This is a genomic window from Pseudomonas sp. NPDC086251 (genome assembly GCF_044746405.1).
In the GTDB taxonomy this organism is placed as follows: Bacteria; Pseudomonadota; Gammaproteobacteria; order Pseudomonadales; family Pseudomonadaceae; genus Aquipseudomonas.
Genome location: NZ_JBIVBY010000004.1, coordinates 124,466 through 137,775 on the forward strand (window position 1 = coordinate 124,466; position 13,310 = coordinate 137,775).

At 51.7% G+C, this 13,310-nt stretch carries 16 protein-coding genes and 1 pseudogene; 12 read left to right on the forward strand and 5 right to left on the reverse strand.

Translation table 11 applies throughout. From position 1 onward, the window contains the following. Positions 1–360 precede the first annotated feature (360 nt). The 3 genes from ACIPL2_RS07595 (at position 361) to ACIPL2_RS07605 (ending at position 2,987) form a co-directional block, all read left to right on the forward strand. A complete protein-coding gene (locus ACIPL2_RS07595; protein WP_401354513.1) occupies positions 361–1,245 on the forward strand; it encodes a manganese catalase family protein in 885 nt (294 codons plus the stop codon). Between the two features lie 237 nt (positions 1,246–1,482). After that, complete coding sequence (locus tag ACIPL2_RS07600) at positions 1,483–2,412, forward strand: ZIP family metal transporter (protein WP_401354515.1); 930 nt, start codon at positions 1,483–1,485, stop codon at positions 2,410–2,412. A gap of 38 nt (positions 2,413–2,450) precedes the next feature. Continuing rightward, complete coding sequence (locus ACIPL2_RS07605; RefSeq protein WP_401354517.1) at positions 2,451–2,987, forward strand: hypothetical protein; 537 nt, start codon at positions 2,451–2,453, stop codon at positions 2,985–2,987. A 277-nt stretch (positions 2,988–3,264) separates the two neighbouring features. Here the strand turns inward: ACIPL2_RS07605 and ACIPL2_RS07610 are convergent, their stop codons facing one another. Beyond that, positions 3,265–3,519 (reverse strand): DUF6555 family protein, encoded by a 255-nt coding sequence (locus ACIPL2_RS07610; protein WP_401354519.1) that lies wholly within the window; start codon positions 3,517–3,519, stop codon positions 3,265–3,267. 218 nt (positions 3,520–3,737) lie between these two features. Here ACIPL2_RS07610 and ACIPL2_RS07615 point away from each other — a divergent pair, with 218 nt between their 5' ends. Next, positions 3,738–3,986 carry a hypothetical protein gene (locus ACIPL2_RS07615; protein WP_123364288.1) on the forward strand — a complete coding sequence of 83 codons (249 nt, stop codon included), beginning with the start codon at positions 3,738–3,740 and terminating at the stop codon, positions 3,984–3,986. Positions 3,987–4,064: 78 nt separating this feature from the next. After that, positions 4,065–5,234 (forward strand): carboxylate-amine ligase, encoded by a 1,170-nt coding sequence (locus tag ACIPL2_RS07620; RefSeq protein WP_401354522.1) that lies wholly within the window; start codon positions 4,065–4,067, stop codon positions 5,232–5,234. 529 nt (positions 5,235–5,763) lie between these two features. Here ACIPL2_RS07620 and ACIPL2_RS07625 read toward each other — a convergent pair. After that, complete coding sequence (locus ACIPL2_RS07625; RefSeq protein WP_401354524.1) at positions 5,764–6,003, reverse strand: hypothetical protein; 240 nt, start codon at positions 6,001–6,003, stop codon at positions 5,764–5,766. Positions 6,004–6,855: 852 nt separating this feature from the next. Between ACIPL2_RS07625 and ACIPL2_RS07630 the strand changes: the two are divergent. Together ACIPL2_RS07630 and ACIPL2_RS07635 are read left to right on the forward strand one after the other, a co-directional pair. Next, positions 6,856–7,263 (forward strand): annotated as a pseudogene (locus ACIPL2_RS07630) (phosphate-starvation-inducible PsiE family protein). A gap of 200 nt (positions 7,264–7,463) precedes the next feature. After that, positions 7,464–7,688, forward strand: a complete 225-nt coding sequence (locus ACIPL2_RS07635; protein WP_401354527.1) for a DUF2188 domain-containing protein — start codon at positions 7,464–7,466, stop codon at positions 7,686–7,688. A gap of 41 nt (positions 7,689–7,729) precedes the next feature. Here ACIPL2_RS07635 and ACIPL2_RS07640 read toward each other — a convergent pair whose 3' ends face one another. Continuing rightward, positions 7,730–8,176, reverse strand: a complete 447-nt coding sequence (locus ACIPL2_RS07640; protein WP_401354529.1) for a low affinity iron permease family protein — start codon at positions 8,174–8,176, stop codon at positions 7,730–7,732. A 191-nt stretch (positions 8,177–8,367) separates the two neighbouring features. On the opposite strand from ACIPL2_RS07640, the gene ACIPL2_RS07645 reads away from it, so the two are divergent. From ACIPL2_RS07645 to ACIPL2_RS07660, 4 genes are all read left to right on the forward strand, one after another. Further along, positions 8,368–8,868, forward strand: a complete 501-nt coding sequence (locus ACIPL2_RS07645) for a CinA family protein (protein WP_401354531.1) — start codon at positions 8,368–8,370, stop codon at positions 8,866–8,868. Positions 8,869–8,877: 9 nt separating this feature from the next. Then, complete coding sequence (locus ACIPL2_RS07650; RefSeq protein ID WP_401354533.1) at positions 8,878–9,204, forward strand: hypothetical protein; 327 nt, start codon at positions 8,878–8,880, stop codon at positions 9,202–9,204. 197 nt (positions 9,205–9,401) lie between these two features. Beyond that, on the forward strand, positions 9,402–9,848 hold the full coding sequence (locus ACIPL2_RS07655; protein ID WP_401354535.1) for a DUF421 domain-containing protein: 447 nt from the start codon (positions 9,402–9,404) through the stop codon (positions 9,846–9,848). 37 nt (positions 9,849–9,885) lie between these two features. Beyond that, entirely contained in the window at positions 9,886–10,197 is a 312-nt protein-coding gene (locus ACIPL2_RS07660) for a hypothetical protein (protein WP_401354537.1), read from the forward strand. Positions 10,198–10,434: 237 nt separating this feature from the next. On the opposite strand, the gene ACIPL2_RS07665 is transcribed toward ACIPL2_RS07660, so the two are convergent. Beyond that, positions 10,435–11,658, reverse strand: a complete 1,224-nt coding sequence (locus tag ACIPL2_RS07665) for a zinc-dependent alcohol dehydrogenase (protein ID WP_401354539.1) — start codon at positions 11,656–11,658, stop codon at positions 10,435–10,437. 271 nt (positions 11,659–11,929) lie between these two features. Next, the gene (locus tag ACIPL2_RS07670; protein ID WP_401354541.1) at positions 11,930–12,406 is read right to left on the reverse strand and encodes a hemerythrin domain-containing protein; all 477 of its coding nucleotides are present in this window, start codon (positions 12,404–12,406) and stop codon (positions 11,930–11,932) included. 575 nt (positions 12,407–12,981) lie between these two features. Here ACIPL2_RS07670 and ACIPL2_RS07675 point away from each other — a divergent pair. After that, entirely contained in the window at positions 12,982–13,251 is a 270-nt protein-coding gene (locus tag ACIPL2_RS07675) for a chemotaxis protein CheB (protein ID WP_401354805.1), read from the forward strand. The last annotated feature ends 59 nt before the right edge of the window (positions 13,252–13,310 follow it).

Sequence of the window (13,310 nt, forward strand, 5' to 3'; positions counted from 1 at the left end):
AGATGGAGTTCGAGATTTTTTGCCTGCGATCCCATTGACCTTTTGACTTTTCTAATCGATTAAGCGTCGATTTTAATGAGTGGAGAGAGTCAAAAGTCTGGCTGAGTAGTCGGCAGCACTCACCCCGAAATGATCGTGACAGCGGTTGAGATCTGCGGGTAAACGAAAGTTTGAATCGATTGAATAATGACCGACGACTGGCGAGAAAACGGGTAATTTGCACGGCTAAAAACCGCCGGTCGCGAGCAGCCAATCTTTTTAAAATTTTTGGCAGGGCTGCACCTTCAGATGACTGTGGGCGCCGCATTCGGTCGATCACCGAATGAGTATCGACGCCTTTTAGGCCTGAGGAGATTCGTCATGTTCTTACATAACAAACGACTTCAATACACCGTGCGCGTCGCCCAACCTAATCCAGGTTTGGCGAACCTTTTACTCGAGCAATTTGGCGGAGCGCAGGGCGAGCTAGCGGCTGCGTCTCGGTACTTCACTCAAGCATTGGCCGAAGATGATCCAGGAAGAAAGGATCTGCTGATGGACATTGCCACCGAGGAGCTCAGCCACCTTGAGATCGTCGGTTCAATCATTGTGATGCTTAACAAAGGTGCCAAAGGCCGCTTGGCCGAAGGCGTGGAAGAGGAGGGCGAACTGTATCGCGCTATCAACGGCGCAGGTAACGACTCGCACATCACCTGTCTGCTGTACGGGGCGGGTGCACCACTGACCAACTCTGCAGGTGTGCCGTGGTCGGCAGCTTACGTCGATACCATTGGTGAGCCCACGGCTGATATGCGCTCCAACATCGCTGCTGAAGCCCGCGCCAAGATCGTTTACGAGCGTCTGATGAACGTCACTGACGATCCCGGCGTGAAAGAGGCCCTAGGGTTTCTTATGACGCGTGAGATCGCGCATCAACTGTCCTTTGAAAAAGCCTTGCACTCAATCCAGCCGAACTTCCCGCAAGGCAAGCTGCCTGGCATGCCTGAGTTCACCAACGTCTATTTCAACTTGTCCCAAGGCGAAGAAAGCACTCGAGGGCCGTGGAACCAAGGTGACGATTGGGATTACGTGGAAGATCCTAAGCCGGCAGTCGATGGCGGAGATGGCACAGCAAGTGTGGAGCTGAGCGCTGAAGAAGATTCGCTACTGATGGACATGAAAGCCCGCACGATGTCTGACCCCGAAAGCAATCCAATAACGGGTGCAGATCTGGGCGCGGGTGTCCAAGGACGTGAAGAAGCCTAATGGAGGTCACCGCACGCCGTTCTGGCGTGCGGTGCTTTTCATTTACTGAAGCATTGAGGTGAACCAAATGTTTTCTAATTCGAAGGGTTTTTCCGCAGTGTCCGTAAAGGGCGCTTCCCGTCTATTCGACACCACCGTGATGTCGTTTGAGCGAGAGGCGCAACGGATATCGAAACAGATCCTCACAGTCGCACCGAGAGCTTCTCATAAGCGTTCCAACGGGAAATAGGAGGCCTCATGTCCGAGCCGTCCGCTCCTGTTAGAGCATCGTGGCATTCCGGGTTCGACCCAGAAAAAAGTTGCGGGTGGATGAGCATCTTTTTTTGGTCAACCCTCGTTGGGGTGACCGTTCTACTGCTTATCAGCGGGTACAGCGCTTTCACCGGGGCAAATCGGATCAACTTGCACTATGCATTTCTAGGAGGCCTATCTGGCTTTGGCGCGACTGCGCTCGGTGCCGTCGTAGCGGTGGTCTTGCGCGACATCACCGCACGTACCCAGGACATCATGCTTGGGTTTGCAGCCGGCATGATGCTCGCCGCCAGTTCTTTCTCACTCATCCTCCCTGGTATCGAGGCGGCCCAGTCTATTTGCGATAACAAGTTGTTAGCTGCGTGTGTCGTGGTGTTGGGATTGGGATTGGGCGTGGCACTTATGATTGGTTTGGAGCGGTTCGTCCCCCATGAGCATCTGGAGAGTGGACGCAAAGGCCCTGAGGCTCAGCGCTTCAATCGAGTATGGCTTTTCGTCCTGGCCATTACGCTGCATAACTTGCCAGAGGGCATGGCCATCGGCGTCAGCTTTGCCAATGGGGATATGAAGGTGGGTTTGCCGCTGACCACTGCGATTGCCATCCAGGACATCCCGGAGGGGCTTGCTGTTGCATTGGCTCTGCGAGTTACAGGTATCTCCGCACTGCGTGCTGCTTTGATTGCCGTCGGGTCTGGACTGATGGAGCCTTTAGGGGCTGTAGTCGGCCTCGGCATCTCCACAAGTTTCGCCCTAGGCTACCCCGTTGCTTTAGGCCTTGCGGCAGGAGCGATGATTTTTGTCGTCTCCCATGAAGTCATTCCCGAAACACATCGTAATGGGCACGAGACGCCCGCGACGCTGGGTCTAATGCTTGGTTTCGGGGTCATGATGTTTCTCGACACAGCGTTGGGCTGAACACGAGCTTCGTATTAACTGATCAGAGCGAATTCATCTTGCCGAAAATTTTGACTTCCCGCCTAGACGACACTCAGCTGAGCGAGCATAACGCAAAGATGTTCGGCTCGCCCAAGGAAAGGTTGGATTTTTACCGAAGGGAGATTCAGTACGAGACAAGCATCTTGGCGAATCGAACTGATGCTTATTTGGCAGCACAATCCTTTTTGGTCATCGCCTTTGCATCTTGTATGGCCAATCTCAACCCCGAATGGGGAAAGCTGTTTACGCTGGTGGTGCCGCCGTTTCTAGCGTTGTTAGGAGTGCTTAGCTCGTTGAATGCCTGGCCTGGCATTCGAGCGGCATATGACATCATTGATCACTGGTATTACAAACAGAGCGAGCTCCTGAGAAGTGAACCGATGATGGGGCTCGCATATGACGAATCGCCGCTGTTCAGCGAACGTGAGTCGACGCACAAGGGGTATCGAAAGGCATTGCTATTTTCCGTTCGTACCCCTTGGATCTTCGCGACATTTTGGGTGCTACTAGCTATTTGGTCTGTGTATATTCAACTTACTAATCCAGGTGCATAGCGGCATTTATCACACTAGGTTTCCCCCTGCACCGTACCTGTTGCTCATCGTTTTTTCTGACGTCTTGCATGTTTCAAAATTCGAGAAGCATCGGCACGCTTGGCATCCGCGATAGCTTTCGCTTCCGTGAATTTTTCCAAATCTCGACGGTTTTGGCATCCGTATCTAGAATGCCGTAGGCGAAGGCGTCCAGTCGATCCGCCTCAAAAAAAAGCGTTGGATCGATCTAGTTCAGCGTCTCCAGCCGAGTCGGAATCGTCTTTTTTAGTGTGTACGCTCATGACGTTGAAACCTCCGTCCAATCTAACGTTGCGGATTCATGCCATTTGACGTCAGTCACCCCATACTTTTCCGCTAGAGGTTTTGAGACGACTTTTAGTGGCGGTCTCCCAGGCTTCGGTATAGGAGCTAATCCAGCATCACAACTCGCCCAATGCCAGGCATCCGCATTGCGCATTGCTTTTGTACGGATGATGAAGGACTTCGGCTCCCCATGGAGCTTGCATTCAATGACGAAAAGATCGGTGTTCATGAGACCCTCCTTATGCTCATAGAAAAAGGAGTGAGCGCGCCAAAAAAAATTCAAAACGTTTGTCGGACAATCGTAGGATTCTGAATTTTGGGTTTTTCAAGAAATTTGTACAAGCGAACGGTGTGGACACCTCAGCGTTAGAGCCTCTTGTCGGCCCTCCTGAACCTGTACCTGACTCTCCTGATCCATTCAGAAATACCTCTGGAATTCATGCAGCCATGAACTCATTCAGAAACTTGCTGACGCTGGCTCAAGAACGAAAACTTCGTGCATTGGACTCCTGGCATCGAGCGCTCGACAACTGCTCGCTGCGTATGGATTGTCCGGATGCCTATCACGAAGAATTGCTTCGACAAGCTGACGAGATGGATCGCCAAGGAATCGTCAATTGGGAGGAGTGGCGAGACTTACGAATGGAAGCGGATCAGGCCTATTTGCGTGCGGTCGCAGGAGAGGACTACCACTGATTTGCTCGTGGTAAAAACCGGGCGAAATGTCGGAGGGGGCGGTTGTTTCAAGCAGTGGCTTTCTCATAGGAGACTCCAATGAACAGAAAGCTGAAGTTCGGTATTGAAGAGGAGTATTTCGTAACTGACCCTGTCACCCGACGTATGCCGGAAAATCTATCCTGCTCAGTGGCGGAAAAGTGCAAGGCTGAATTGGGACAAGGCTTCGCTTACGAAATGTTCCAGGGACAGATCGAAGTGGCTTCACCTATTTTCACAAGCGTTCCTGAAGCAGCGGATTATTTCGTTAATGCGCGCGGTAAGTTACAACGCTCTCTCGAATCAGTTGAACTAGGCTTGCTCTGCGCCGGTACTCACCCCTTGACGGACTGGCGTTCGCAACACGCCACAAACCAGAAACATTTTCTTCAGTTGTTCCAAGATTACCAACGGGTAGCTCAGCGTAGCTTGCTTTCCGGCCTGCACGTGCATGTAGAGATTCCGAATCACTTTGATCGAATTCAGGTGATGAACGAGGTGTTGCCGTGGATGCCTTTGTTACTGGCCTTGAGTAGCTCTTCACCATTTTGGGATGGCGCCGACAGCGGCTTCGCCAGCTATCGCCAAACAGCCTGTGATGAGTGGCCTCGAATGGGTATTCCCGAGTTCCTTGAGGATCAATCAGCTTATGACGCGTACATCGCATTTTTGATCTCAACCGGCTCAATGAAGCATCCAAGCGATTGCTGGTGGGGAGTGCGACCGTCTGCGAATTACCCTACGTTGGAGTTGCGAATGACGGATGCATGCCCTCGATTAGATGACGCATTGTGTATCGCCTCTTTTTTTCGATTGATGATCGCGTATGCACTTAGTCAGCCTCATCCAGGATCGACCTACTCGCCAAAAGCTCGGTGGATCTTGATGGAAAATCGATGGAGAGCTAAACGATTTGGAATCCACGCAGAGTTTCTCATCGAGGGCTACCATCGGTCATTTTCGATTGAGCAGTGGCTTTTCATGGCAGAACAAATCCTAGGTGACACTGCCCGAGACTTGGGTGTAGAGAATGTTTTTTCGCAGGCTCGCCGCATTTTGCGTCACGGCACCAGTGCAGAGCGACAACGGTGTGTCTATGAAGGGGGACTCAGCCAGGGGTGTAATGTCAGTGAGGCTCTTTCACAAGTCGTTGACCATTTGATGATGGAAACGGCGATAGGAGTTCACGAACCTGCTTCTCGCCGCACGCAATCTGAGAATCTTGATTAAGCATCTTCCTCGACACTGATATCGAGCCCTAATCCTTAGCAATGAGGCCGAATGCTCGATTAAAGAATCTCCAAAGACGGTTCTCGCTGGATTTCAAAGCGCAATCGAATCGATGCCTGTCCCGTCGATACGCCTGATCAATGCGTCGCCCGCTTTAACAGTTATCTTGACCTCCTGCATCTGAGTGCTAGGGCAACCCTCCAGTGGTAGCGTTAAAAGTCTGTGTGTCCCGATCGTGACTCCGAAGTGCGCAATCTCTCCACGATTTAGATCTGCGGCGGGCTCTCCGTCAATCAAAAGTCGGATCGTGCAGCTCTCACCTGAGAGGGATGAATCACGCACCACAACTAGATGGGCATCAGATTTTTTAGTGAACCCGTAGAGCCGCGACGTTGGAACTGTGTCGGCCTCTTCTGGAGAGTGTAATGCTGACGGTGTGCAGCCTGCCAACGAAGCAAAAGCCACAAGGAAAATGAGTAGCTTCATCTCGTTCCCTAGTAATTTTCGTAGAGATTGCTTTCACACAATTTTAAATGCCCAGAGCGAGTTGCCTCAACTTCATCTCAGTCACTTTGTCGAAATGCGCGGATAGCAAATCGCATTGCTCCAAAGGAAGACCTCCCGAGCACATTACCCCTAGCACGAAGCCGTTCGCCCTCGCCCCGCTTTTGACAGCAACGATCATCGAGCCGGCGTTTTCGATGTCGCGGAGGATCCTCTCAGTCTCGCGCCGAATGGCCTCAGGCAAATCGTTTGTGACATAGTTCATTTTCTACTCCGCACGCTCTTCACTGCCCCTGACCGACAGTTGAGGCACCAATGCCTACTCAACTACTCGACCAAGGTCAGCGCCCGGAGGTTCTCTTTTTTTTGCAGCAGGCTGACCGACTGTCTCAAGAGCTTGGCGAATGAAAAATGCAGCGAGGACTGGCATCTGCGCGATGTCATTCTCTTGCCCGATGAGCCTGCAGTAGCGAACTAAGATCATGCTCTGAAATCTTAGTTAGACCACCAATTTTCTCCCGACCTACTCGGTAGGTAAAATCCCATGAATATCAAATCATTCATCGCATTCTTGCTGGTTTTAGGCGCTGTCTGGGTGACCTTGGTGTGGGGCTTTGCAACATGGCTCTCACCCGGTGCCTCCGCACCAGTATCAGACCCTGAAGTTAGTGAAGTTTCAAAGTAGCGCTAGCGCTCCCAGGTGCCGCCTCCATGCGTCAGCGTAAGGCTGTGTTAAAGCGCTGGGCGGCACCTTGCGCCACTCCCCAATTGCTAATGACACACTTCTGATTTACTCATTCAAACGACCAGATATAGGCCCTTGAATTTGATTTGGTGAAACCTATATTTGAGATCAGTCCGAGAGTAGGGGTGACCTGCCGAATGCAGTGCCCCACCGAGGGACACTGCCGATGAGCGTTTGCATGAGCACTCGTGAATTCACCTACAAGGATCGATGTTGGATCGGCTCGCGGTTCGACACGAGACTGCTTTTTTGAACGCCTCAGTGTGGTACTCGAAGTCGTATCGGATGTGGAGAGAAGTCGTGTCAAAGCTTCATTCTGAAAAGCGTGAGAGTAATTCGACGCTTAAAAATTTCAGGCTTCAATGGGCACTGATGAGTGTATACGAGCGCTTCGAACAGGTTGTCGTTCTTGCGCTAAGCATCATCATTGCATCTGTAATCATAATGGCGCTGCTACAACTCTGCCGGAGGGTGTTTGTAGCCGCTATTGATCGATGGTGCGCTAGATCCTTTAGACCACAATGTTTTTCAGGCCCTTTACGGCTCAATGTTCACTGTGCTCATTGCTTTAGAGTTCAAGCATTCAATAGTTCGCCCGGCTTTAAGGCGTGACAGCATCATTCAGGTTCGGAACTGTTGATTTCGTTGCTAGCGCTCAGTCGGAAGTTCGTCATTCTCGATTCTGCGACCACCCCAGCGCTTACTATTGCAGCGCTTTGCTTCGCAACGCTGGTGCTCGGAGTCGTCTGCTGGTTATTGAGAGAGAGAGCGATGATGTAAGCAGCGATGACATGAGCACTCCCCCTCGGAATCCTACCTGAGTGCTCAAGCCAATTCCCAAGCCGACTGTGCTCAGTAGTGACGGATGAGATGAGCAGGCTATGACATCGGAGTACTTCATCCTTTTTAAACTCATTAGGAGGACGGTGGTCAACCGATCACATATCGAAAAACGCGCTCAATGGCGCTAGGAGAAACTAATGGAAAACTACCACATCACCAAGGCCGACAAGAACTGGACGCTGGTAAAGGAAGGGGCACAAAGGGCCTCGAAGACGGCGCCTACCAAGGCAGAAATAACTGCAATTGCAAGCGATTTCCTTCAGGGTAAAACAGCCTCGCTCAAGATTCATAAGGAGGACGGGACTATTCAGGAAGAAAGGACGTTTCCTCGCGCCGCTGACCCACGAAAATCGAAGGGTTAACCTTCATATTCGAGTGCGTCGATTCAGCGGGCGAGGCCTCATCATCCAGGTAAGCCATCTTGATCCGATTCAGGTGGTTTGGAGGATAGGGGGAAACGACTTTTTGCTGGATCCTCCTCGGCTGTATTGAAATTGTTCTCGCCCGTCTCCCCCAAAGAACTGTACTGCTCACGCAGTTTTCTCAGTTCTCTTGTACCCATTTTATCCAAGCATAAGGTGGCATTTTGCGCTTCTTTGGTCGCTCGAATTAGCTCATCGATTTTCAAATGCAAGATGTCGTTGTCCCGATTTTGGGTGTTCTGGATGAGGAAAACCATCAAGAACGTGATGATCGTTGTCGAGGTGTTGATGATCAGTTGCCACGTGTCGTTGTAGTGGAAATAGGGCCCAGTCATACCCCATACGACGATCAAGACCACAGCTGTAAGGAAGGTCTTAGAACTCCCAGCCCAGTTGGAGAGTGCTTGGGAGAATTTTGCGAATTTCATGATTGCTAACCTCGGCGATGGTGAAGCATAGACCACACTGATTCTCTGAAATTCTTTCTTACAATTTCCTTTTGTCCGCTGAAAATTGCCGCCCATCTCAGCTGAAGCCGAAGGTCTCAAAGGCCGATGAATTCTTGGGAATGAACCCGTCGGGCAGGAGTCCATTGAAAATACCCCGGCGGAAAACGGTCATGTCTATCGCCAGCGAAACAGTGCACTACCTGCGCGAGCAATCCTTGCTGCTGACAACGGCAGAGTCCTGCACGGCGGGGAAAATTGTCACGTTGCTGTCGGAGATAGAAGGAAGCGGAGCACTGATTGAAAGTGGCTACGTGGTCTACTCCCCTGAAGCCAAACAGCGTTTGTTGAGGGTGAGTCCCTCCACTATCGCAACCTTCAACCTGACGAGTTGTGAAGTCGCTAGAGAGATGGCTTTAGGTGCATTGCATGACAGCACGGCCAATGTCGCCGTGGCGACTACCGGGATCCTCGGCCCGGAAGATGTCGACGGTATTCCAGCTGGAACCATTTGCTTCGCCTGGGCGTTTCAGTTTGGACGTTACCGAAGCTTGTTCAGCCTAGAGCAACGATTTTTCGGATCTCGCTGCCAAGTTCAGCAACTGGCTGCCGAGCACGCATTGAAGCTAATACCGCACTTCCATCGGCGCGCATTGGCCAGTGAGCAAGAGTAGGAAGACACCATGAATGATGACACGCGCCATACCGATTACCAAAGCCGTGAGTATCCCGTAAGTGAAGACATGGCGTACCAGGTCAAGGTCTGGCGATTCGAGCGTTGGGGCTGGTATGCCTTGGCGCTGGTGGTTTTGCTGGCACTGCTTGGGCTGTTTTCGCGCGGGCCGTTGAGCACCCGAGATGTTCACAGCAGCGATGGAACGGTCAGGGTGCAATACGAAGTGTTCCACCGTAACGGATCCTCCAACCCGATGGTGATTAGTCTGATCGGCGCGCCAGATGCGACGGTTGAAAGAGCTTTCCGGGGAGTTACTCGACGGCTTCAGTATTGAATCTCTACAACCGGAACCCATTCGTGCCAGCAGTGCCGGACAAGGCATGAAGCTATGGTTGCAAACCGATACTCAAGGCCGGGCGAGTCTTTACCTGACGTTGCGCGGTGATGGACTGGGACTGTTCAGTACCCTTGTTACATCCCCAGGGGCATCATCTGTGAGCATGGATCAATTCATTTTCCCGTAGGTGACCTATGGATTCGGTATTGCGCGCAGCTGCGATGTATCTGGCCCTCATGGTGCTGTTCAAGATTGCTGGCCGCCGTTCCCTGGCCGAATTGACGACGTTTGATTTTGTGCTGTTGATGATCATTGGCGAAGCAACGCAGCAGGCATTGTTGGGCGATGACTTTTCCCTGACCAATTCGATGTTGGTGATCGCCACGCTCATTGCCATCGATGTCGGACTGTCCCTGCTCAAGCAGCGCTCAAGTTGGGTATCACGATTGATCGATGGGGGGCCGACGATCATCGTCGAAAACGGTGAGATCCTACATAAGCGTTTGCGTCACGCACGACTGGTTGAGGCCGATGTGATGGAGGCCGCACGTTCGAGCCAAGGGATCGAAACCCTTGATCAAATCAAGTTCGCGATCATTGAGCGAAACGGCAAGATCTCGGTGATACCTCGAGAGCCTTAGTTCTCTGCCGCGTAAAAGTTCGAAGGTGGTGTCCGCCATGTACCTCGTCGAAATCTTTCTGCCACTTACCCTCAACGATGGCACGAAGCAGCCGGTAGAGCGTTTCGCTCGTGTTCGTGAGGAGCTTATCGAGCGGTTTGGCGGTGTGACTGCTTTCGTACGCAGCCCCGCAAAAGGGGTATGGCAGCTGGAAGAGAACGAGAGAGCGGAGGATGAAATCGTTATTTATGAGGTTATGTCGGAATCGGTCGATCAGCTATGGTGGCAAACTTATAAGCGAGAAATTGAGCAACGCTTCCAGCAGCAAGAGCTTCTGATTCGAACAAGTCGTGTGGATCTGATTGGGTGAATTATGGGGCAGCGGCGGCTATGCGGAAAGGATGCTTTGGCAAACCATTCGATAGCACCCACGCTTCTCTCTCCATGGAAATACTGTGAGCAGTTCAGTCTCGTCCAGTCTGCTTGGTTCAGAGTTTTAGATCGGTACGCCAAGAGCTGAGGATTGCTCATAAATCGAGCCGCAAGATGTTTGAACTTACGGCTCTCGAGAATGAGTCATCTCGACTATTGCTAGCCGGTACTTAAACTACGTAGCCAGAACTCCAGCGCTGGGGTCGTTCACTGGTAACACAACGTGATCGTCACCCGGAGTCAGGATGACCTTCCTGCAATCCTCTTCCTTCTTGTCAAAAATCCTGTAGCCCTCTGCTGCCTGTTCCAGCGACATTCGATGACTGATGATGACCTCGGGTGACAGGCGGTCGGTTTCGATATGTCCAAGGAGTTCGGGGAGGTAGCGTTGCACATGAGTCTGCCCCATCTTGAACGTCAGGCCCTTATCGAAAGCGTCGCCAAACAGGAAGCCATGGATGAACCCTGAATACACACCGGGCACACTGACGACCCCACCACGTCTTACTGCTGCAATACATTGACGTAATGCTTTACCGCTGCTGCCTTCGAGCTTGAGCGTCGCGAGCACTGTCTCTGTGGTGCTGCCTTTGGCCTCAAAACCAACCGCATCCACCACGCCGTCCACACCCCGCATGCCTTTGGTTTGTCGGATGATCGTGTCTGCCGGATCGTCATCTTCATCGAAGTTGATCGGTATCACGCCATAGGTTTTCTGTGCGTAAGCCAGACGGTAGGGGTGGTGATCGACCATGAAAATTTGCTCGGCACCGAGCATCCTGGCGCAGGCTGCACTCAACAAGCCGACTGGGCCTGCACCATAGATGGCGATGCTTGAACCGATTCCAATCCCGGCGTTGGTCACCGCTTGAAATGCGGTAGGCAAAATGTCCGAGAGGAACAAAACCTTCTCGTCCGAAAGTGTCCCTGGCACTTTGAAAGGCCCGGTGTTGGCCTTGGGGACACGCACGTATTCTGCTTGTCCGCCAGGCACGCCACCATACATATGGCTGAAGCCAAAGAGAGCGGCACCGGATGGGATGGCCTTTTTATTCAGAATCGCTCCACGACCGGTGTTGGTCGTTTCACACGCGGCGAACAAATCCATTTGGCAAAAGAAGCAGCTCCCGCAGGCGATAACGAAAGGAATCACTACACGGTCACCTGGTTGAACGGCAGTGACTGCCGAGCCAGCTTCTTCAACGATTCCCATAAACTCATGACCGAAAATGTCTCCATGCTCAACGGTAGGAATTTTCCCGCGATAGAGATGGAGGTCGGAACCACAAATCGCAGTAGCCGTCACCCGAAGGATGATGTCATCGCTATCCACAATGGTTGGATCGGGAACAGTATCGACTTTGACGCTGTGCGCGCCGTGGTAGGTGAGTGCTCTCATGACGTCCTGCCCCTCTTATTAGTTGGTGGTAATCGGAAGAGAAGCAATCCTGAAGGGAAGTTCAGAGTTAGAGAGTAAGACGTGACTAGCGGTCGCTATGCGGATGCCGTTGGTCTGTTGTCAGAGACTTTCTTTAAACGTTTTGTAGAGAGTGAGCCTCCAAATATGTACGAGCTGGATTGCTCGCGTGAGTAACCTTCATTGCCCGCATAAAATGCGGGCTTTTTTTGACAAAAAAAGGCCCAGCTTTAAGCCGGGCCCTAGATGTCAATCAAGCCGCGAGGCTGGGGTCTGAGAGCGATTTTTTATACTGCGTTTTCATTTCTTCCATTTGCTGACCCAATTCGTTCAGCTTTGCCTTGCCGAGCAGCTTGTTCGCTTGAGGAAACATCGCTGTTTCTTCTTCCTCAATGTGATGCTCTAAAAGCTCCTTGACCACCTTTACCCGGCCAGAAAATTCCGGAGTGCCCGGATCTGTTGCTTTCAGATCCGGCAATACGAGGGAGTCCACAGTACGGTGCTCTTCCTTGGCTTCGTAATACATTATGTCCTGTTCCTTGCCTCCAGCTTCTTTGAATGCTGGGTAGAGGATTTCCTCCTCGAGTTTTGTATGGATTGAGATCTCCATCTCTAATTTAGCAAGTAACTCAGTACGCTTTTTGACGCCGCGCTCGGTCGATTCGCTGAGCTGGGTCAGAATGGCTTTCACGCGCTCGTGGTCTGCTTTTAAGAGGTCAATGGCGTTCATCTCGGATTCCTTCAGTAATCACGGTAAAACGCGCGTCGATCAATATGTCAACGCTACGCATCTATGATGTTGTGCATCGACTGTGCCAATAAGCTTGAGTAGAAATACTGTTAAAAAACAAAATCTTGTAACTTTTAATGATTGGCCCGTATCGGGTATTTTGCATGACTGGCCAACCTTCGGATTGCAGATAACCACTACAACTTGTTTTTCCGAACAGTCTGAATGATCGCAGGAGTGGCATTTTTGAACCCTAATCAAAGCCACAGCCGCTGAACCGCTTGGGAATTTCAAATGGACGGCCTATTAGCTAGCTTCTAACGAATCGATGGTGGTGGGTGGAGAGTAGCGTGACAAACGAATTGGATGCCAATTAGCGCAACATCGTCATTGGAGCGTCTGCAGGCGGCGTATAGGCCCTGATCACTCTGCTTATTCGCTTGCCCAGTGACTTGCCGTCAGCGTTTCTGGTAATGCTGCATATCCCAGCCCATGAACGTGTGCCCAAGGAGTGCCGTATGTGACCAGCAGTGGACGTGCTGTTTCGCTCAGCAGCAGTCCATTATGGGTTTCGCGTGATCGGCGTTAATTTATCGGGCGCACTGGACGACGGCACAGCTGGATTGTGGGCGGTAAAAGATCGAGGCGGTCTGGCTTATGTTCAAGATCTTGCCGAAGCGATGTTGAGCTCAATGCCTGATAGTGCAATCGAACATGTGAAAACCGATGTTGTAGGCACTGCGGATTTACTCGCCAGTGAACTCTCCAAAGCGCTTTGCACACGCATTGGAGGGGGTTGGGAAAGGTGTCCAAATTCACCTGTCCGGATTGTCACGGCGTGCTAGTGCAAATCGAGGAAGGCTCCATCGTCAGGTTTCGCGGCCACACCGGCCATGCTTGTTCG

Bases quoted from the DNA above. Each gene is read 5' to 3' on its own strand.
- ACIPL2_RS07595 (WP_401354513.1), top strand. From the start codon at position 361: ATGTTCTTACATAACAAACGACTTCAATACACCGTGCGCGTCGCCCAA.
- ACIPL2_RS07600 (WP_401354515.1), top strand. From the start codon at position 1,483: ATGTCCGAGCCGTCCGCTCCTGTTAGAGCATCGTGGCATTCCGGGTTC.
- ACIPL2_RS07610 (WP_401354519.1), bottom strand. From the start codon at position 3,519: ATGAACACCGATCTTTTCGTCATTGAATGCAAGCTCCATGGGGAGCCG.
- ACIPL2_RS07615 (WP_123364288.1), top strand. From the start codon at position 3,738: ATGAACTCATTCAGAAACTTGCTGACGCTGGCTCAAGAACGAAAACTT.
- ACIPL2_RS07620 (WP_401354522.1), top strand. From the start codon at position 4,065: ATGAACAGAAAGCTGAAGTTCGGTATTGAAGAGGAGTATTTCGTAACT.
- ACIPL2_RS07625 (WP_401354524.1), bottom strand. From the start codon at position 6,003: ATGAACTATGTCACAAACGATTTGCCTGAGGCCATTCGGCGCGAGACT.
- ACIPL2_RS07635 (WP_401354527.1), top strand. From the start codon at position 7,464: ATGGAAAACTACCACATCACCAAGGCCGACAAGAACTGGACGCTGGTA.
- ACIPL2_RS07640 (WP_401354529.1), bottom strand. From the start codon at position 8,176: ATGAAATTCGCAAAATTCTCCCAAGCACTCTCCAACTGGGCTGGGAGT.
- ACIPL2_RS07645 (WP_401354531.1), top strand. From the start codon at position 8,368: ATGTCTATCGCCAGCGAAACAGTGCACTACCTGCGCGAGCAATCCTTG.
- ACIPL2_RS07650 (WP_401354533.1), top strand. From the start codon at position 8,878: ATGAATGATGACACGCGCCATACCGATTACCAAAGCCGTGAGTATCCC.
- ACIPL2_RS07655 (WP_401354535.1), top strand. From the start codon at position 9,402: ATGGATTCGGTATTGCGCGCAGCTGCGATGTATCTGGCCCTCATGGTG.
- ACIPL2_RS07660 (WP_401354537.1), top strand. From the start codon at position 9,886: ATGTACCTCGTCGAAATCTTTCTGCCACTTACCCTCAACGATGGCACG.
- ACIPL2_RS07665 (WP_401354539.1), bottom strand. From the start codon at position 11,658: ATGAGAGCACTCACCTACCACGGCGCGCACAGCGTCAAAGTCGATACT.
- ACIPL2_RS07670 (WP_401354541.1), bottom strand. From the start codon at position 12,406: ATGAACGCCATTGACCTCTTAAAAGCAGACCACGAGCGCGTGAAAGCC.